This window comes from Herbaspirillum sp. NPDC101396 (assembly GCF_044767365.1).
Taxonomy (GTDB): Bacteria; Pseudomonadota; Gammaproteobacteria; order Burkholderiales; family Burkholderiaceae_D; genus Herbaspirillum.
This window is the reverse complement of sequence record NZ_JBIWNT010000002.1, coordinates 159,138-175,673: the sequence shown is the minus strand read 5'-3', so window position 1 is coordinate 175,673 and position 16,536 is coordinate 159,138. Positions and strand designations below refer to the sequence as shown.

At 56.6% G+C, this 16,536-nt stretch carries 19 protein-coding genes; 9 read left to right on the top strand and 10 right to left on the bottom strand.

Annotated elements, in window-relative coordinates; translation table 11 throughout:
* Positions 1–178: 178 nt before the first annotated feature.
* The 5 genes from ACIROY_RS05735 to ACIROY_RS05715 form a co-directional block, all read right to left on the bottom strand.
* On the bottom strand, positions 179–916 hold the full coding sequence (locus tag ACIROY_RS05735; RefSeq protein ID WP_402277426.1) for an amino acid ABC transporter ATP-binding protein: 738 nt from the start codon (positions 914–916) through the stop codon (positions 179–181).
* A gap of 15 nt (positions 917–931) precedes the next feature.
* Positions 932–1,615: an amino acid ABC transporter permease gene (locus ACIROY_RS05730; protein ID WP_402277427.1), complete on the bottom strand. Its 684-nt coding sequence runs from the start codon at positions 1,613–1,615 to the stop codon at positions 932–934.
* Between the two features lie 51 nt (positions 1,616–1,666).
* Positions 1,667–2,380: an amino acid ABC transporter permease gene (locus tag ACIROY_RS05725; protein ID WP_402340426.1), complete on the bottom strand. Its 714-nt coding sequence runs from the start codon at positions 2,378–2,380 to the stop codon at positions 1,667–1,669.
* A gap of 181 nt (positions 2,381–2,561) precedes the next feature.
* Positions 2,562–3,452, bottom strand: coding sequence for an amino acid ABC transporter substrate-binding protein (locus tag ACIROY_RS05720; protein ID WP_402277430.1), 891 nt, complete (start codon positions 3,450–3,452; stop codon positions 2,562–2,564).
* A 110-nt stretch (positions 3,453–3,562) separates the two neighbouring features.
* Complete coding sequence (locus ACIROY_RS05715; protein WP_402340423.1) at positions 3,563–4,885, bottom strand: aspartate aminotransferase family protein; 1,323 nt, start codon at positions 4,883–4,885, stop codon at positions 3,563–3,565.
* 199 nt (positions 4,886–5,084) lie between these two features.
* Here ACIROY_RS05715 and ACIROY_RS05710 point away from each other — a divergent pair, with 199 nt between their 5' ends.
* Together ACIROY_RS05710 and ACIROY_RS05705 are read left to right on the top strand one after the other, a co-directional pair.
* Positions 5,085–5,990, top strand: coding sequence for a LysR family transcriptional regulator (locus ACIROY_RS05710; RefSeq protein WP_402277433.1), 906 nt, complete (start codon positions 5,085–5,087; stop codon positions 5,988–5,990).
* 245 nt (positions 5,991–6,235) lie between these two features.
* On the top strand, positions 6,236–6,649 hold the full coding sequence (locus ACIROY_RS05705) for a TipAS antibiotic-recognition domain-containing protein (RefSeq protein ID WP_402340420.1): 414 nt from the start codon (positions 6,236–6,238) through the stop codon (positions 6,647–6,649).
* A gap of 475 nt (positions 6,650–7,124) precedes the next feature.
* On the opposite strand, the gene ACIROY_RS05700 is transcribed toward ACIROY_RS05705, so the two are convergent.
* The gene (locus tag ACIROY_RS05700) at positions 7,125–7,904 is read right to left on the bottom strand and encodes an AraC family transcriptional regulator (RefSeq protein ID WP_402340417.1); all 780 of its coding nucleotides are present in this window, start codon (positions 7,902–7,904) and stop codon (positions 7,125–7,127) included.
* Between the two features lie 96 nt (positions 7,905–8,000).
* On the opposite strand from ACIROY_RS05700, the gene ACIROY_RS05695 reads away from it, so the two are divergent.
* The gene (locus tag ACIROY_RS05695) at positions 8,001–8,255 is read left to right on the top strand and encodes a hypothetical protein (RefSeq protein ID WP_402340414.1); all 255 of its coding nucleotides are present in this window, start codon (positions 8,001–8,003) and stop codon (positions 8,253–8,255) included.
* Between the two features lie 158 nt (positions 8,256–8,413).
* On the opposite strand, the gene ACIROY_RS05690 is transcribed toward ACIROY_RS05695, so the two are convergent.
* Positions 8,414–8,845, bottom strand: a complete 432-nt coding sequence (locus ACIROY_RS05690; RefSeq protein WP_402277439.1) for an acyl-CoA thioesterase — start codon at positions 8,843–8,845, stop codon at positions 8,414–8,416.
* Positions 8,846–9,123: 278 nt separating this feature from the next.
* Between ACIROY_RS05690 and ACIROY_RS05685 the strand changes: the two genes are divergently transcribed.
* The gene (locus tag ACIROY_RS05685) at positions 9,124–9,621 is read left to right on the top strand and encodes a helix-turn-helix transcriptional regulator (RefSeq protein ID WP_402340410.1); all 498 of its coding nucleotides are present in this window, start codon (positions 9,124–9,126) and stop codon (positions 9,619–9,621) included.
* Complete coding sequence (locus ACIROY_RS05680; protein ID WP_402277442.1) at positions 9,614–10,021, top strand: VOC family protein; 408 nt, start codon at positions 9,614–9,616, stop codon at positions 10,019–10,021. Before ACIROY_RS05685 ends, ACIROY_RS05680 begins: the two co-directional genes overlap by 8 nt.
* A 90-nt stretch (positions 10,022–10,111) precedes the next feature.
* Here the strand turns inward: ACIROY_RS05680 and ACIROY_RS05675 are convergent, their stop codons facing one another.
* Entirely contained in the window at positions 10,112–10,402 is a 291-nt protein-coding gene (locus ACIROY_RS05675; RefSeq protein WP_402340407.1) for a putative quinol monooxygenase, read from the bottom strand.
* Positions 10,403–10,612: 210 nt separating this feature from the next.
* The gene (locus tag ACIROY_RS05670) at positions 10,613–11,536 is read right to left on the bottom strand and encodes a LysR family transcriptional regulator (protein WP_402277444.1); all 924 of its coding nucleotides are present in this window, start codon (positions 11,534–11,536) and stop codon (positions 10,613–10,615) included.
* A 168-nt stretch (positions 11,537–11,704) separates the two neighbouring features.
* On the opposite strand from ACIROY_RS05670, the gene ACIROY_RS05665 reads away from it, so the two are divergent.
* Positions 11,705–12,127: a VOC family protein gene (locus ACIROY_RS05665; protein WP_402277699.1), complete on the top strand. Its 423-nt coding sequence runs from the start codon at positions 11,705–11,707 to the stop codon at positions 12,125–12,127.
* Positions 12,128–12,153: 26 nt separating this feature from the next.
* Positions 12,154–13,107: an amino acid ABC transporter substrate-binding protein gene (locus tag ACIROY_RS05660; RefSeq protein WP_402340404.1), complete on the top strand. Its 954-nt coding sequence runs from the start codon at positions 12,154–12,156 to the stop codon at positions 13,105–13,107.
* Positions 13,108–13,387: 280 nt separating this feature from the next.
* On the opposite strand, the gene ACIROY_RS05655 is transcribed toward ACIROY_RS05660, so the two are convergent.
* Complete coding sequence (locus ACIROY_RS05655; RefSeq protein ID WP_402340402.1) at positions 13,388–14,509, bottom strand: asparaginase; 1,122 nt, start codon at positions 14,507–14,509, stop codon at positions 13,388–13,390.
* 291 nt (positions 14,510–14,800) lie between these two features.
* Between ACIROY_RS05655 and ACIROY_RS05650 the strand changes: the two genes are divergently transcribed.
* Together ACIROY_RS05650 and ACIROY_RS05645 are read left to right on the top strand one after the other, a co-directional pair.
* Complete coding sequence (locus ACIROY_RS05650) at positions 14,801–15,679, top strand: LysR family transcriptional regulator (RefSeq protein WP_402277449.1); 879 nt, start codon at positions 14,801–14,803, stop codon at positions 15,677–15,679.
* Positions 15,680–15,774: 95 nt separating this feature from the next.
* Positions 15,775–16,533 carry an aldolase gene (locus ACIROY_RS05645; protein WP_402340399.1) on the top strand — a complete coding sequence of 253 codons (759 nt, stop codon included), beginning with the start codon at positions 15,775–15,777 and terminating at the stop codon, positions 16,531–16,533.
* The last annotated feature ends 3 nt before the right edge of the window (positions 16,534–16,536 follow it).

Sequence of the window (16,536 nt, the reverse complement as noted above, 5' to 3'; positions counted from 1 at the left end):
TAATGGTGCATTTTCGCTAGTGACCACGAATAGCGCGGATTGCAGTTTGGTATTATTTGACATCTGCAGTCGGTCAAAAACAGCCCTCTCATTTAGGAAACCACACCATAGGAACATGACCGAGAGAAGTGAGCTTGGAGAATATCACTACGTCTACATTCAACGACAGACGATTTTCTCAATGAGAGACCTGTGTCACAGATAAGAAACGCCGTACTCTAGCACTGAGGTCGTTGGCGGCGCCGAAAAAATGTTCTTTGCTGCAGTCTTCGACGATTCTCCCCTCCTCCATGAAAATAATCCGATCGGCGACTTGCCGGGCGAAACCCATTTCGTGGGTCACGACCAACATCGTCATGCCCGCTGCGGCCAGTTCCGCCATCACATCCAACACCTCCTTCACCATCTCGGGATCAAGGGCAGAAGTTGGCTCGTCGAACAACATGATGTCGGGGTCCATGGTCAGCGCTCTTGCAATGGCAACGCGCTGCTGCTGCCCACCGGATAGTTGGTGCGGATATTTGGCCGCGTGAGCCGTCAGACCTACACGTGCCAGCATTGCTCTACTACGTCCCGAAGCTTCTTCATGTGAACGCCGCAGTACCTTTCGTTGAGCAAGATTGAGATTTTCCAACACACTAAGGTGACCAAACAATTCGAAGTTCTGAAATACCATCCCGACGCGTCGTCGATGCGCCGCGCTGCGCAGCATATTTGAGCTGACGGCGATTCCCTGTATCGAGATACGCCCTTGATCGAACGGTTCCAGACCGTTGATCGTCTTGATGAACGTAGACTTTCCTGAACCGGACGGTCCACAAATGACCACGACGTCGCACCTGTCGATGCGAACGGAACAGTCGCTGAGAACCTTGAAATCGCCATACCATTTCGACAGATTGTCTATTGCAAGCATGAATTTTCCTTGTAGTTAAACGCGTGCGGTCTTTTTTCGAAACAACCGGACTGCGCTTTCGGCTATCGCCACACTGATCACGAGATAAATCGCCGCGACGAACAGATACGGCTCGATCAGGCTGCCGTCGCGCTCACCGATCTTGGCAGCAGCGCCCATGAAATCCGTGACCGAAATCACATAAACCAGCGAAGTATCCTGAAAGAGGACGATGATCTGGGTCAGAAAGATCGGCAACATATTGCGCAATCCTTGCGGCAATATCACATAGCCCATCGTCTGCACCGGATTGAGACCGAGCGCGAATGCAGCAGAGCGCTGGCCTGCAGATACCGAGCGTATGCCCGAGCGAACAATCTCGCAGAAGTAAGCCGATTCAAACAGGCTGAACGTGACCATGGCCGTTTGTTTTCCATCGACCTTGACGGGCGCCCCCGCTCCCAAGAGAAACTGCAAAGCCAAAGGCATCAGGAAGAATATCCAGAACAGCACCAGAATCAGTGGAATCGACCGCATGGCGATGACGTAGGTCGAGGCACAGCGCGCAACGAGCCGCACCTTGGATTCTCGCGCCAGCGCCAGCATGAGGCCGAGCAGCATGCCGATTACTGTCGCGACCGCCGTCAGCTGCAACGTAAAGGCGAAGCCATTGGCAATGTAGGAAATATTGTCGGAAACGATCCCGAAATCCAGTGTCATATTGAATATCCTCTCTGCCTGCGCAAGCGTGCGTTACGGCAAATACAGCAGTTACGCCGTTTTTCTCGGTTCGAAACGCGCCATGACAGCATAGGCAGTCAGCGCGATGGCGATGTAGACAATGGTGGTCACAATGAACGCCTCGAAATAGGAAAATGTGGTCTCTCCGATTTCACGCGCACGAAATGTCAGTTCTGCGAAGCCGATGGTCAGTGCAATAGATGAATTCTTGATCAGGTTCATCAACTCGCTGGTCAACGGTGGAACGATCAGGCGCATCGACTGCGGCAGCAACACGTACCGATAGATCTGTACCGGATGCAATCCCAGCGCCATGCCGGCGCTACGCTGGCCACGCGACAGTGACTCAATGCCGGAGCGCACCTGCTCTGCCACCCGCGCCGAGGTAAACAAGCCCAGGCAAACTGTCACGGCGATGAATTGCACGTACGTGGCGTCGGTTCTCACTACCACCGCCTTCACGCTGTCGAACATTTCGGGGAAGACGAAATACCAGAGGAATAGCTGGACCAGCAAGGGAACGCCGCGAAACAAGTGCACATACAGATACGCGGGCATGCGTATCCCAAAGATCAGGGAAGTGCGCGCCGCGCCGACGATCACACCCAGCACAAAGGCGATGATCCAGCTCGCGGCCGATACGGCCAGCGTGGCGGCAAAGCCTTTGACAAAAAGAATCCAGTACGCTTGGCCGGCGTCCGGCGATATCTGGAAGAAAACGTTCCAGTGCCATTGATATTCCATCGCTTATCCTTTGCCATATCCGAAGTAACGCGTACTCGTAAGCGATCATGCATCGCCTCTCGGAATATCGGGCACGAGCTGCAAGTTAAAGAAGAAATCAGGGAAGCATTGAGGCAGGCGGCAACATGGATGAAATCGCGTTGCTGATACCGCCTGCGGCGGCCTGAACCAGGCTGGCCTGTTACACGCCGTGACTGTTTGGTGCAGCCATCAGTTTTTCCAGCTCGGGCGACATGGGAATGCTGAGATTGATGTTCTTGGGAGGGATCGGCGCGTTGAACCACTTGTAGTAAGTCTTCTTGAATTCACCGTTGCCGAACATGCCGCCCAGCACGTCATTGGCAAATTTTTTGAATTCATCATCGTTGCGGCGGATCATGAGACCGTAGGGTTCTTGCGACAGCAACGGGCCAACCACCTTGGTGCCGGCAGGATTGCGCGACATCGCGCGGATGCTGTAGAGCAGAACGTCGTCTGTTGAGAACGCGCTTACCCGGCCGTTTTGCAGCATCAGGAAACTTTCCGCGTGGTCCTTGCCGTAGACAAGACTCAGATTGAGGGAGCCGGCCTGATTGGCTTGCTGGACCGCTTTTATATTGTTCGTACCGGCGGTGACCGCAATGGCTTTGTCTTTCAGGTCGGCAATGGAGGCAATGTTGCTGCTGGTCTGCACCATGATCCGCGTACCGCTGACGTAAGTCGTATTCAGAAAATCGACTGACTTTTGCCGTTCCAGCGTGTTGGTGGTGGAACCGCACTCGACATCGACAGCACCATTGACCAGCAAGGGGACCCGGTTGGATGCAGTCACGGGTTCGAATTTCACTTTCAGGGAGGGCAGGCTCAGTTTGTCGCGCACGGCGGCAGCGATCCGGTTGCAGAGGTCGATGGAGAAGCCGACCGGATTCTGATTCGCGTCGATATAGGAAAATGGAATCGCGCTTTCGCGGTAGCCAAACACGATCTCTCCGGACTGCTTAATCTTTTGCAGCGTGCCGATGGATTGGGCCATCGCCCCCGATGCTGCCAACGCACAGGTAAAAGTAAATGCTGCAAGACGAATTGAAACCATGACAGTGCTCCCCATGAAGTGAGTTTAAGACGCGACAATCTGGACGAGCCACATGAGGTACAGAGGTGGCGCGGCATTCGACAGCAATTTGCAACAGGTTCGGGGCGGGACTAGCAGGCACCAGCCATCTTGTCGAGGCTTTCTCGCAGGGCACGATCCAGAATATCCACTGCCTGATCGATCTGCTTGTGCTCTACCGTCAGCGGCGGCGCAATGCGCCACACGGATCCGCGTTCCGGACGGCGCCGGATGTTCATGCTCAGTCCCAGTTCGAAGCAACGCTGAGTGGTTAATGCACCCAATTCGTGCGCCGGATTGCGTGACTCCCTGTCGGCCACCAGTTCCACGCCCAGAAGCAAGCCTTCACCACGCACGTCGCCGATGCTTTCATAGCGCGTTTGTAGTTCCAACAGGCGAGAACGCAGATAAGAACCGGTAGACTGCGCGCGACGAATCAGATCCTCATTGCGAATCGTATTGAGCACTGCCAGGCCCACGCGCGCAGGCAACGGGTCTGAGACGTGACTGGTGTAGAAGGTGAAGCCGCGCTCATGCACAGCCTGTTCGATCTGCGCTGTCGTGACAGTCGCCGCCAGCGGCAAGCCGCCACCCATGGTCTTGGAGACAGACATGATGTCCGGAACAACGCCGAACAGGTCTGAGGCGGTGCGTTGACCGATGCGGCCGAACGCCGTTTGCGCCTCGTCGAAGATCAACAGCATGCCGCGTTCGTCCGCGGCTTTGCGTAGCGCCTGCATGTAAGACTTGGGAGGTACCAGCACGCCGCCGGCGCTGATGATGGGTTCGATGATGATCGCAGCGGGACGACCAGAGGAAGCCATGTCGAACATCTTCAACCCGATTTCCAGACAGGTCAGCGCCGACTCTTCTCCATTCATGCCCTTGATATAGGGACGATAGTCATTCGGTTCCGGCAACACATAGACACCTGGCGTCGACACGCCGTAACCTTTGCGATCGCTGGCAAACGACACGCTGCTCGATCCGCCGGTGACGCCATGCCATGAGCCGCCTACCGCCAGGACTTCATAACCACCGGTGTACATCTTTGCCATGCGCAGTGCGATCTCATTGCTTTCCGAACCGGTATTGACGAAGATGGACTTGGTCAGAGACTCCGGCATCCAGTCTTGCGCCATGGTGGTCGCCAATTCGGCGACCACCTCTGGAATCATGCCGCTGAACATGTGGAACGCTTCTTCGCCCGCCTTTTGCACCGCTGCGACGATGGCCGGATGGTTATGCCCGATGGTGGCGCACATCTGCCCCGAAGTGAAGTCAAGGATCTCGCGACCGGCATCGTCGATGACCACCGCCCCCTTGGCCGAACGAAACAGATTCGGAAACGTATCGCCGCCATAGCGCACCATGAATTCTTTCGCAGCGAAATGCAGTTCTGTCGATGTTGGCATCGCTATTCCTTTCAAAAAATGGTTTGATGAGATGAGTTCTGGTTGCACAGAATTTGCTTAAGTATTACGTTGAGAATGCAGAGCGTCCAATGCAAAGTGCAGCATCGCCGTCATGTTCAGGACGCATCGCGTGATCGCAAATTCACATGGCCGAAATCGGCGGATCTGGACGTAAGATAGGTAAGGGAGGAAGGCAATAATGGATATCAAGTGGTTCCAGGATTTTCTGACGCTGTCGGAAGTTCTCAATTTCACGCGTGCGTCCGAGATCAGAAATCTTTCTCAGGCAGCGTTCAGCAGACGCATCGGTTCTCTGGAACAGATGCTGGGCGCCAAGCTGATCGACCGCAGTTCGTACCCGACCAGGCTGACCCCGGCCGGAGAAAAATTTCGCGGCGTCGCGGCGCAGATTGTCAGCCAGATAGCCGACGCCAAGGCCGACCTGGCCGGCAACCAGTCGCGCGACAAGATCAAACTGGCCATGCCCTATGCGCTGGCGACTACCCGGCTTCCTGGATGGTGGGACAGCTGGACCAGTGGCCAACCGCTGATCTGTGCGCTGGAGACCGGCAACGTGCACGACATCGTGTCGTCGTTCATTGCCGGCAATGTCGATCTGCTCATCTGCTTTTATCATGCAGCGTCACCTATCCAGATCGATCCTCTGCTATTTGAAAGCGTCGAATTGGGTCGAGAGCGCGTACGTCCGTACGCGTCGCCCGCCTTGATTGAAAAAATCGGAATGCACGCTTCGCTTGGTAGTGCAGGCAACCCTGCACCCTTGCTGATGTACAGCTCCAGCGTGTATTTCGCGCGCGTCGTCGATCAGATCATCGAAGGATCTGAAGTCAAGCTGGAAGGCACGCCCATGTTCGAGACAGAGATGTCGGATGTGCTGGGCGACCTCGCCTCTCAGGGACTGGGAGTTGCGTGGCTGCCCGACAGCTCGTTCAGTCAGCACCGTCATTGGAGTCTTGAACCGGTCGGCGACGGGGCGTGGGATACGGAAGTCTCCATCCTCGCATTCAAACCGAAGAACAATTTACGGCCGCTGGTGGTTAGAATGTGGCGAGAGATTCTCAAGTACAAAGAAATGCAAGCCTGACCATTGCCCGGGACGGGCAACAGAATCGCCCTGCCTGGATCATCAAGGGCGCCATCGGCCAGTAGCAGCCATCCAATACAACAATATCGTGTAGCGTCGATGTGTTTTCTTACCTGGAGGGGGAAGAGAAAATGCTGAAGGTTTTTGTCATTTGGAGAACAGACCTTTAAGATCCCGTTGCTCTCCTAGTTGTGCGTCGCTATGATGCCCGCAATCGCTACAAGAAGGATTTTTTCTTGGAGACTATGAGTAGAACCGCTTATCACCCCAAAATAATGACGACACAAAACACAAGCCCTCAATACTTTCAAGAATGCCGAGATGCACTCGCTACAGAGCAGGCTGCGTCCCTATCCGCAACTGACAACTGGTCCCATGTAGATAAAAATAAGGTTCATCAAGATTGGGACGTTCTATATAAAGAGTTAAGCCCACTAATTCAAGATTCTGACGCTACCTCACCGGAGGTCCAATCGTTAATAGAGCGTCACTACAAAATTCTCTCCCGTTTTTATACTCCCTCGAAGCAAGCCTATATTGGGATTAGTTTGTTTTACGAAGAGAATGAAGATATGCGGAATTTCCACAATGCATATCATCCTGCTATGGTTAGCTTTCTTGGCATAGCCATTCAACACTATTCGCATCAGTATCTCTAAGAATTAGTGCGCCCGGAACATGACTGCACGGTGTCCGCATCCGGCCAGAAGCAGTCCTTCAAATTCATAACCCCTTAGAGAGACACGCCTTTAATGAAACGAGATTTCTTTGATCCAGACACAGTCCATGACCGCGATAGTTTTATGCAATTTGTAGATTGGCTATGTGCAGATAGGTCCGAGGCCGAAGACATCGAACGCGCTGACGCCGAGCGATATAAGTGGGGCGGTGCAAACGGATGGCAGAATAGTTCGATCGCTAGCTTTCTAGAGGCAGCGATTGCAGGTGCTGAAGCGCAAAGGGATTGGGGCGGTGATACTGGACCGTCATGGAAAGATCTAGCTGTGTTTCTATATCTCGGAAAAATCTACGAGTAGACGTTAAGGTCCGCAATCGGCCAGGAGCAGACGCTGAATTTGAAAGAATGTCGCCGCTCGCCAACATGGCATCTTGTCGCTAACAGCCGCACGACATTCAACGCATCAACGTATCGTAGCGTCCCGGCGTAACACCGAAAGTGCGTCGAAACAAGGCTATAAAGGCACTCACGTTGTCATAGCCCAAGTCCAGAGCAATCGTCGTCACCGGCTTACCGGCTGCCAGCAGTTCCAGTGCGCGCAGCAGACGCACGCGCTGGCGCCATCCCGTGAAACTGAATCCCGTCTCTGCCGTGAAACGACGTGTTAGCGTACGCGGCGCGATACCGGCCCAGTTGGCCCATTCTTCCATCCGACGTTCGTCATCGGGACGATCTGATAGTGCGCGCGCAATCTTCAGCAACCGTGCGTCCTGCGGCATGGGCAAACCCAGTGCCTCATGCGGCGAGATGCGAATCTCGTCGAGGATCACACCAGCCAGTCGCAACTGCGCCGCGTTCAGCGCCTTGTCCTTCCATGATGCAGCGCGCGCCACAGCTTCGCGCAACAAGCCGGAAACTGCCAGGATGCAGGGCTTGTCGGGTAGTTCAGCGCAAGCAGGCGCCGCGACATAGATACTCCAACCAGCGAACGGCCCGTGCGAGCGCAGCCCATGCGGCACCTCCGGTGGTATCCAGACCGCGTGCGTGGCGGGCACCACCCAGCGGCTGTTACCCGCGTCGACCGATAGCAGCCCTTGTGCGGCACCGAGCAATTGTCCGCGCGCATGGCGATGGCGACGGGTCATGCGCACCGTTCCAGACTGCTGCGCCACGGCCAATAGTAGCGGCTCTCCGGTAGAAGAAGCTTGTTCGAGCGGTATCAAAGTGGCAGTCATTGTGGCCTTGAAAGACTATTGAATGTCCTTTATACCGCACATTGGTCATTGATCGCCACGTACGATGATCCCGTTACCACTACTTAAGGAGTTCCGATGAGAGCCGAAGACCTGTTACCCGATCACCAAAATAAATTCCAATTTTCAGATGGCACCATCATCCGCAAGGGTACCGTCGGTGCTTTTCTGGTCAACGCAAAGGTATGGTGCGATCCGGCGGCTGAACCTGCGCAGCGAGCAGTTGCCGAACGTGACCTCCTCGACTCCTTGCCGGCGCTGCGAGCGCTGGGATTGTTCGAGGTACTTTCGATCAGTGACGATGCTTTACGCGATTTCGTGGAGAGACATTGATGCGTTTGGAGTTGCTCACCTGCTATCGGCCAGAAGCTGACGCCGCATGAGGGGCTCGCACGATCGTGACGGACGCTTTCGCCAGACGTTGGAAGACGGATCAACTGAGGCTCGTCATTCTGCAAGCGAATCAACAGATCACGCTCCAGCGTCGCTGCTCACTCCACTTCCATTTCAGCCAACGCCTCTGCCACCGCATCGGGCATGGACGGACGGCCGTTGACGAAGCATGTCGCGACGAACGTAGCATCTGCAAAAGGCACTCCGTCAACTTTGATCTGCTGGAAAAAATTGACGCGATTGCGCTTTTCATTCCTTTGCAGCTCACACGTGACCTCCACCTTATCCCCGCTCTTCAGGCTTTTACGGAAGCGCAAAGAATATTCAAGCACCATATACAGCTTTCCTTGCTTGAATTCCTCTTCGATATCTATTCCAAGCCCTTCTTTCATGAATGCATGGCGAGTCCACTCCATATAAAACGGGTAATAGAGGCCGTCAACCACGCCTTGAAAATCGATATGAGCAGGATCTACTTCGAAGTGCTTTGTGAACATACATTTAACCCAATCTGGCAGTGATGTTTTCAAGATAAAAATCGAAACCGCCCGACTCACTCCAGGCAGCACTTGGCAGATTATTGATGATAGAGCTTCTTTTTTTTTGACAACGCGCTGACAAGAACAAAAAAATCTGCCCCCAGCTCTTAAAATGCAAGATCCGGGGGCTTCCGATCCGCCTTCACGTCGTATCTTTCACAACGCCGGCCGGACGTATCGATGCGTCACTCTTTGCAAGCCCGACAAGTGCAAGGTGACTATTCATTGGCCGCTGCGGCGGTGTATGCAGGAGAATTCCCGACAATAAAATGAGCAACGAGACCCTTATCCAGAGCCCTGAGTTATTGCGCCGCCTGCTTCGCGCCAAGGACCGCATGGACGCCGCCTCGCACGAAGACTGGCCGGTTGAACGGCTGGCAAGTGTCAGCCACGTATCCCAAGCGCATTTCGCACGCGCCTTCAAGGAAGCCTTCGGCACCCCGCCGCATCGCTATTTGCTGACCCGGCGCATCGAGCGGGCCGTCGCCTTGCTGCGCGACAGCGAGCTCCCGATCACGGACATCGCCTTCCAGACGGGCTGGCGCAGCCTCGGCACGTTCGGGCGCGTTTTCCGCGAAATCGCCGGCGAAAAGCCCAGCACGGTACGCATGCAGGCGCGGGCTGCCGCGCAAGAACTGAGCAGCGTTCCTGCCTGCATCGTCAGCGCCGCCCACCGCCCCGATCTCAAGACCTCAGTTTTGGAGAAGCGGCGCCAGTCGGCCGACGGTATAAAGGAGACCCAACCAAAGGAGATCGACAATGAGTGATGGTGTACAAGTAACGGGTCTATACGTGCGGGACCAGGATGAAGCGCTGGCGTTTTACGTGGACAAGCTTGGCTTCGGCGTTCATACCGACGTCAAGAACGGCGACTATCGCTGGTTGACCGTGCAGCATCCGGAGCAGCCAGGTTTTCAGCTGGGCCTGTTTACCCCCGGGCCGCCGATGCACGATGCCGCGACTGCGCAGACGCTCAAAGCGATGGTGGCCAAAGGCGCGATGCCGCCGCTGGTGCTGAGCGTGCGCGATTGCCGGGAGACCTGCGCCAGGATGAAAGCGCAGGGCGTGGAAATCACCCAGGAGCCCGTGGAGCGTTACGGCACGGTCGACGCGGGTTTTCGCGATCCATCGGGAAACGGCTGGAAGGTGATTCAGGAACGGCGCTGAACTGAGCCAACCAAGGCTTTCAGAAATGCGCTGCGAGCTGGGAGCGGAGCCTTGCGCAGCTCCCTCCCGATCAATCCGCGTTCATTCTTCTCAGGCAATCTGGGTCAGCTTGCGGATCTGGATCTCGGCAATCCCTCCCACCGCAGCGACAAGCGCCTGGAAATGTGGCGTCGACTCATGCTCTGTCAGCGCAGCCGCGTCCCGCCATTCTTCCAGCATGACAAAGGAATCGGGATTCCCGTTGTCGGCGTGCAAATCATAGCGATGGCATCCGGCTTCGGCCCGGCTTGGCGGCACTACCTTCTCCAACGCGGCTTTCAACGTGGCGCCATGGCCCGGCTTGGCCGTCAGCGTGGCGACAATGACTAATTTTTGATCCATTTTTCCCTCGCACAAGTAATCAAGCCACGTACGCTATCCTATTTTTGCAAACGACGTGCGAGGCTTCGGCCCCAACTGGCTTGGTGCCGGAGCGCACCCTCTGGCTGGACCAAGGAAGTAATCTGATGTCAGCGGCTCAGTCCCCGGTCAAGATCCGGATCTGCAATTCTTGTTATCCGCGCGATTTTGGCATGATTATTGGCGTGATTACTAACGCATCCCTTTGTCGATATCCGCCTTCAACGTTTTCATGCTGCTCTCTTCCTTTGCCTCCGCCGCGCGGGAAATACACTCCATCAGCGTGGACACCACGACGCTTGGTGTCGGCGTAACGCGCTGCAAAACGCCGATTTCCCTGAAGAACCCCTCCCCTTCCAGCGGCAGGACACGCACTTTCCGGATAGAGGCGCCGGCGGCAAGGTCATAGGGAATGATCGCCACGCCCAGCCCCTTCCTCACCATCTCGATAATGACCATCGGCTCATCCAGCTCCATGGTGTCATTCACCTGCAAGCGCGTGCGTTTCAGATAGCGGTCGACCAGCTGTCCGCCGTACGACCTGCGGCTGTAACGCAAAAACGGATACGACTCCAGCAAGGACTTGATCGAGGTCTCACGCGCCGAGGTGGGGGCGATGACGACATATGTTTCGCGCAGCATGGTCGTCCATTTCAAGCCCTTGGTCATTTTCAGGTTGGGCCGGATCATGACCGCCAGCGACAAGTCGTTGCTGTCGATCTGCGACATCAGTTGCACCGAGGTCCCCGGCACCACGTTCACTTCGACCAGCGGCAACTCCTTGCAGAAATCGGCCAGCACCGCAGGAAGCAATCCGAGCTGCACGGTGGAGATCGCACCGATGTCGATTTTCCCTCGCGTGGCAGCGATCTCCGTCTGCCCCTTCATGGATTCGAAGAGCCGCACGATTTCATCTGCTGTGACAAGCAACTGCTTGCCGTGCTCGCTGACAGCGACCGTCTTTCCCACGCGAGTGAAAAGCTCGCAGTTCAACTCATCTTCAAGTCGCCTGATTTGCATGCTCACCGCCGACTGCGTCAAACCGAGCCTGGCGCCCGCAGTCGAGAAGGAACCGAGCCGTGCGGCGGCGATGAATGTCTTCAGATAGCGAATCATGCTTATGAAAAATATGAATATGAAAGACGAAAATACAGAATTTTACATTATAAATTTATGTATTTAGACTGCTTCAATCCCTTGCCACTCACAGGGTCATGTGCTTCGTCCGCATGCGTTCCGCGCATTGCGGGGCAGCATAAACCGACATCAACAGAAGGATTGAAAATGACATCGACATCGTTGTTCCATTTGGCGTTTCCCGTGAAAGACATTGCCGAAGCACGCGCTTTCTACGGCGATTTACTGGGCTGCCCGGAAGGTCGCAGTTCGGACAAATGGGTGGATTTCAATTTTTACGGCCACCAGCTGGTGGCGCATCTGGCGCCGGAAGAGACCGGTTTCAGCGTGAGCAATTCGGTAGACGATCACGACGTGCCATCGCGTCATTTCGGCGCGATCCTGGAACTGTCTGAATGGGAAGCCCTGGCGGAAAAGTTGAAGGCTGCGAATATCAAATTCATCATCGAACCGTACATCCGCTTCAAAGGCGAAGTGGGCGAGCAAGCCACGATGTTTTTCCTGGATCCGTCCGGCAATGCACTGGAGTTCAAGTCGTTCGCCAATATGGACTACATCTTTGCCAAGTAGCCGTTGAAATCTCAAGGGAAAAGAAAATGAAAAAAATCATCATGGCGCTCTGCCTCGTGAGCACCCAGGCAGTACACCTTGCCAACGCCGCTCAAGATGAAGAATTGACCGGAACATTGAAGAAGATCAAGGAAAAAGGCGTGCTGGTGCTTGGCGTCCGCGATTCGACCAAACCATTTTCTTACCTGAACGACAAGCAGAGTTATGAAGGCTATGCAGTGGACCTATGCCTGGCCATTGCCAAGAATATTCAACGCAAGCTGGGCATGTCGCAGTTGAATATTTCCATGTTGCCGGTGACCTCCTCCAGCCGCATTCCCCTGATCCAGAACGGCACCGTTGATATCGAATGCGGCAACACCACCAATACTGCAGAACGTCAGAACATCGTGGAGTTTTCACCGACCTACTATGTGAGCGGCTCCCGCATCCTGAGCAAACGCAGCAGCAATATCACGACCCTGGCAGATCTACGTGGAAAGAAGCTGGCCATCAATAGCGGAACCACCCACATCAAGATGGTCAGCACGCTCAATGACGGGCAGAAGCTGGGTATCGACATCATTGCCTCACGTGATACGGCGGAAGGAATGTTGCTGGTGGAAACCGGCCGGGCCGCCGCATTCATCAATGACGATATCGTACTGGCGTCCCTGGCAGGCGGGAGCAAGATCAGCAACGAACTGGTGGTCGGAAAGGAAGCGCTGTCGGTCGAACCGTTCGGCTTGATTTATCGCAAGAACGATCCTGCATTCAAACAGATCGTCGACACGAGCATCAGCACAATCTTCAAGTCCGGCGACATCAACAAGATCTACGCGAAGTGGTTCCAGTCGCCGGCGCTGCCCCATGGGCAAAACCTGAACTGGCCGATGAGTCCCGAAACACAGGCGGCCATCGCCAAGATCAGCAACTCACCGAATCCGGCCGACTACGCTCCGATACCAAAAGAGCAGTTGTCGACGATCAGGAAGAAATAGGCGGATCAAACCGATGACCTGCCCGTCGCAGATCAGTCCTCGTGGCTTCACGTACAGAAACTATTGAAGCACGTGCACTACGTCAGAGGCCGCTGACTGAACACCCCCGGCCGCATCAGCAACCGGGGGAACACGACAATGCCGTGCAAGTTCAAGACGTGATGGGCCTGGTGCCTCGAGATGTGGAAAAAGGGACAGGCCAAAGCGCGAACCGGAAACCGTTTATTTCGACGCCGGCGGCGCCCCTGCCGGCGGCAGACTCAACCAAGCCCGGCCGGCTTCAATTCTCAAACGCCGCCTGCAAGTCCTTCTTGCTGGTCTTGCCCTGATGCATCAACAGCATCAGCAGCAGGCGCGCCTTTTGCGGACTCAGGTCGCCCGCCATGACGGCGCCGGCATCGAAGGTGGTCTTGCCACCGCCGGGGAAGCCGTACACCGGCATGGTCCGGCCGTTATAGACGCGGGTCGAGATCACCACCGGGACGTTCTTGGACAGCGCATATTTCACCGCCTCGAACATCGAGACGTTCATGTTCCCCATCCCCACCGCCTGCACCACGATGCCCTTGGCGCCCTGGTCGACTGCATAGCGCAGCAGCGAGCCGTCGGCGCCGCCGAACATCGACAGGATTTCCACGCGCGGCATCTCGCCGGGGCCGATATCGATGTGCTGGCGACGCAATGCCGTGCGTGAAAACACCACCTTGTCATCCCACACTTCGCCGAGGAAGCCGAAGTCGCCCGACTTGAAGGTTTCCACTGCGCCGGTGTGCGTCTTGGTCACGCTGCGAGCGGCATTGATCTGGTTGTTCATCGCCACCATCACGCCCTTGCCCTTGGCTTCTGCCGTGGTGGCGATGCGGATGGCGTTGAGCAGATTGCGCGGGCCGTCGAAGTCGGATTCGGACGCGTTGCGTTGCGCGCCGATCAGTACCACGGGCTTGTCGGACTTCACGGTCAGGTCAAGCCAGTAGGCCGTCTCTTCCATCGTGTCGGTGCCTTGCGAGACGACCACGCCGGCGACTTCCGGCCGGGCCAGCGCATCGTCGACCTCCTTGGTCAGGCGCGACCACCATTTCGGCTCGACATAGTTGGCCGACATGTTGGAGAAATTATTCACCTCGATCGTGGCGAATTTGCCGGCGTCCGGCACGGTCTTCATCAAATCGTCGCCGGAAATGGCCGGCACCACGCCCTTGGTCACGGGATCGATTTTCATGGCGATGGTACCGCCGGTGGCGATGAACTGCACCACGGGCTTCCCCTGCGCCAGCGCGGCGCCGGATACCAGACAGCAAGCGGCGAAGGCGACAAGGGAGCGTTTCGGTTTGAGGAAGCGGAAGAATGTTGCGGCAAGATTTCCCGGCTGGCGGGGTGTGGACGAACGTGCAGATTGATTCATGCTGTCTCCTGATGTTGTATTTATAGAAATGGCGTCGGTACGGAGAGTCAGTTAAAAAACGACAATCCAGACCTGGCCTGCGAAACATGTGCAAGTATCAGGCCAATCCGGCAAACGCACCTCCCACGCTGCAAGCTGTTGATTTCACTACCTGTTTCTCATGGTCATCATCCGCCTATGGCGGAATTCCAGAATTTGGTATCGGAGACGTCCGACTTATCGCAAAATCGCAGCTTCATCAGCGTCGTCAATCTCAGCCACTTCAGCCATCTCCGCCATCACAGCCAAGCCATGAAACACGCCGACCACCAAGTCCGCCTCTTCCTCGAAATCTGCCGCTGCCCGACGCTCTCGGAAGCCGCCAATCTGCTCGGCATGAGCCAGTCCAGCCTGAGCCGCACCCTGGCCGGACTGGAGGTCGAAGTCGGCAACCAGCTGTTCGACCGCAACGGCCGCGGCATCAAGCTGACCGAAGCGGGCGTGCGTTTGCGCGACGCCGCGCGTCCCGCCTACGACGCCATCGACGACGTCGTCAAGCAGTTGCGCAACGAGCAAGGCCGGACCACCGGCAGCATCAAGGTCGCCACCATCCACACGCTGAGCTATTACTTCATGGGCAATGTGGTGGCCAGTTTCATGAGCCAGCGCCCGGCGGTGAATATTTCCGTGGTCGGCCGGAGTTCGCCGGAGGTGGTCGACCTGGTCGAGGCGGGCCAGGCCGAGATCGGCTTTGTCTACGACACGGCAGTCGCCACCGATGCGGTGGAGATCACGCCGCTGTTCGAAGAGACCATGGTGCTGGTGGTGCAGGCCGGCTCGCCGCTGGCGAACAAGCCGTCGGTTGACCTGGCGGCGCAGGAGATTCCCCTGGTGGCCTTTCCGCCGCATTACGCGTTGCGGCGCATGCTCGACCGCCATGGTTTCACGCCGAAGATTTCGGCCGAAGTCGAGACCGTCGACGCCATGCTCAAGCTGGTGTCGCTGACCTCGGCATGCTGCGTGCTGCCCGACCGCATCTCCGCCGAACTGCTGCACGACTACGGCCTGGTGCGCGTGCCGCTGGCCGGTCCTGCCCTGAAGCGGCGCATCGTCGCCATCACCAAAAAGGGGCGTGCAAAGACGGCGCTGGTCGATTTCATTCTTGAGATCGCACTGCAAAACAGCAAGTAAAAAAACGCATAGCAGCTATGCATCCGGCGTCATGGATTAAATAAAGTCCGTCACCAATACTTCCTCCCATTCCAAATCAGATGAGGAGAGTAGTGATGGAACTGCGAAGCAAGGAATATTTCGACCAGCGCGCCACGCAGGAAATGCAGCAGCACCTCGGCAAAAGCAATCGCTCCCTGCGCGAGACACTGGCCTATGCCGCCCGCATCCTGGCGATGACCGGCCAGGAAGCCGGCCTGGCGGGCCAGATCAGCGCCCGCTCCGAACGCGCCGGCGCCTACTGGACCTTGCGCTTCGGCCTCGGTTTCGACGAAGCCACGGCGGATGATTTCATCGAGGTCGACGGCGACCTCACCACCCTGTCCGGCGAGGGCATGGCCAATCCCGCGACGCGCTTCCATCTCTGGGTGTACAAGGAGCGGCCGCATTGCAACAGCATCGTCCACACCCACTCTCCCTACGTCTCGGCGCTGGCGGCCGCCAGGCAGCCGCTGGTGGTGTCGCAGATGGACATGACGCCGTTCCACAACGACTGCGCGTTCCTGGCGGAGTGGCCGGGCGTGCCGATCGCCGACCAGGAGGGCGTGATCATCTCGGAGGCAATGGGTCCCAACCGCTCGATCATCCTGGCCAGCCATGGCCAGCTGACCACCGGCAACTGCGTGGAGGAAGCCACCTATCTGGCGGTCTATCTGGAACGCGCGGCACGCATGCAGATCCGCGCGCGCGTGTTCGGCCCGACCACGCCGCTGCCCGACCATCTCGCCGCCGAGGCGCACGACTACCTGCTGAAGCCGGCCATCGTCAAAGGCACCTTCGACTACTGGTGCCGCCAGGACGACGCTTCCCGCTGACAC